Origin of the sequence: Marinobacter sp. (genome assembly GCF_035268745.1) — a bacterium.
In the GTDB taxonomy this organism is placed as follows: Bacteria; Pseudomonadota; Gammaproteobacteria; order Pseudomonadales; family Oleiphilaceae; genus Marinobacter.
The window spans coordinates 1-1,573 of sequence record NZ_DATFKH010000164.1 but is presented as its reverse complement, the minus strand read 5'-3'; the positions used below and the strand labels follow the sequence as shown (position 1 = coordinate 1,573).

Below are 1,573 nucleotides of genomic sequence, written 5' to 3'. Positions count from 1 at the left end.
TATAGGTGATTTGGTCGCCTTCCATGACGCCGGCATTTAACCATTTGCCGATCAGCCTCAGCACTCCACCATCATTGACCCGTTGCTGGATGAAGTTCCGCAACCAGCTCCGGTCAATGTTGTCGAAAAATCCTGTGATGTCCGCATCATAAATGTGCGTGATGCCATATTTCATGCACTGGTCTCTTATCTCGCCCAGTGCCTGGTGGGCGTTGCGCCCTTCCCGAAATCCCCGGGAGAAGGGATAGAAGTCCTGTTCATATACCGCTCCCAGTAGCATCGATACTGCTTTCTGCACGATCTTGTCTTCGAATTCCGATAGCCCTATCGGTCGCTTCTTTCCGCCGTCCTTGTCGATCCACACGCGCTTGATCATCGGGGCGATGTACTTCGCTTCCCGCAGGCGTTTGTGCAGGTCGGCCAGGTTGGCTTCCAGTTCCTCGGCGTAGTCCTTGGCGGTGGTTCCGCTCAGGCCCGGGGCGCTGTCCTTGCGTAGCCGCCAGTAGGCTTCTCGAAGAAAGTCCACGTCAATGTGGTGAATCAGGCTGGTAAAGACCCGATCCGGATGCGTGACCGCTTGCTCTGCGATTTGCCGGAGTTTGGTTGATATGATTTGTGATTTCTGCGTATCTCTCATCTTTCCTTCCGACAGTACGTTATGCCCGGCTTCTCCTTCCCTTCAACGGGTCCCTTGGGTCTCGGTTCCCCGCCTTATCGGCTTTCCTTCTGTTTCAGCCGTCGGTACTATGATCCGCTAAGACTACCGCTTCTCCTTCTCGGGTCGCTTCGCATTCCGCTCGCTTCCCAATACCTTGCGTTCGTTCGTTACGGTTCGTGTCCCCTTTCGGGCTTGCCGAGCGGATCGAACGAGATCCGTACGACACCTGGCCTCTTTTCTATACCGGTTCGCCTTTTCCGGTGGTCTCCGCAAGGAGATGGCGGTCCTCTCAAGTTCCCAGGCTACCCCTATGAGTACATGCCCCGCTCGCAGACTCCGGTGGTGTCCCCAAGACTTGCCATAACGTCTCAAGGACTAGTGCCTTCCGGCGCATCAAAACCGTCGGCTTTCCCAGGCTCGCGCCCGGTTATCCTTTCGGACCACGACTATACAATTTTCGGAGCTCAGTCACGCAGCCTGCTCTCTCGCTACACCTGGCTTCACACATACCCTCTTGGCTATGCATGCAGGTTCGCTACAGCTTTGCCGGCTATTCTCTGCTGGTGGGAATTACACGGTTTCCCGCTTTCACCCACTGGGTAACAATGTCCAATTTCACCCCTTCCATGGCGATCCCAAGGACCTGAATTTAACTTGACACGATAACTGCTTGATGTCTGTGGCCTCTATTCCCTCTGTGGTGTATTGATTTATAGAAATCGTCTTAAACAACAAGCCCCACCGCAAATAAACCGGCATGAGTACAGCCGCGCCGAAGTCTCCATAAGATCTCTCACGGAGACACGGAGACCACGGAGGCGGGATTCTCCGTGCCTCTGCGCCTCCGTGAGAGAATTTTAGGAATCTGTAGCGAGTTTGCGGAAGTTTGTCTAATCCGGGCCTCGCCAAGCACGG

At 54.7% G+C, this 1,573-nt stretch carries 1 protein-coding gene; it reads right to left on the bottom strand.

Annotation, left to right across the window (positions count from 1 at the left end):
- On the bottom strand, positions 1 to 637 hold a 637-nt coding region (locus VJ956_RS12140), incomplete at its 3' end, for a reverse transcriptase domain-containing protein (RefSeq protein ID WP_324085292.1).
- Positions 638 to 1,573: the final 936 nt, after the last annotated feature.